This window comes from Treponema sp. R6D11 (assembly GCF_054786075.1).
Genome location: NZ_BDHD01000736.1, coordinates 1 through 568, shown reverse-complemented (window position 1 = coordinate 568; position 568 = coordinate 1). Strand labels below are relative to the sequence as shown.

At 45.6% G+C, this 568-nt stretch carries 1 protein-coding gene; it reads right to left on the bottom strand.

Annotation, left to right across the window (positions count from 1 at the left end; translation table 11 throughout):
* Positions 1–568, bottom strand: a 568-nt coding sequence (locus ACYVTD_RS15800; RefSeq protein WP_461248643.1) for a D-alanine--D-alanine ligase family protein, incomplete at both ends; no start/stop codon positions are given.

Sequence of the window (568 nt, the reverse complement as noted above, 5' to 3'; positions counted from 1 at the left end):
GGGGTATCGGCGCAAACGTCATAGTACGTAAGTAAATCTTTCTGGCTTCGCAGAACGGCGATTCCCGTGGAACAGCCGTCGCTATTTGGTTTAACAACAATAGTATCCCCGTTAAAATGCTCGCATAATTCTTTCCATTGCGTTTCCGCGGATTTTTCCTTTACGTTAATTTCTTCTGCTTTTACTTTTTTCTTTTTGCAGGAACGCAGGTTCGCTATTCCCAAAGAGTCAATCCGCTGTCCCGTGTCGTATTTATCTATGCAAAGCTTGGACGCCTGCGATCCCGAACCGTTAAAATGTATCCCCCGCTGTTCCAGCATTTCCTGTAACTCGCCGTTCTCGCCGATACCCCCGTGCAGGCAGATAAAAATATCCGCGTCCTGCTGTTTGGTCATGGCGAGGAATTCATCCAAAGGAATGCATTTTGTTTCAACGGGCTTGCATTGCGCGATATTTTCCGCTTCCAGCGCGGTTTTAATTTTATTTTTAAGCGTGCAGGTAAAATCCGTAAAACCGGAATTTTTTATTTGCGCGAGGATTTCTTCGGTAGTGTGATTCAGGGCTATAG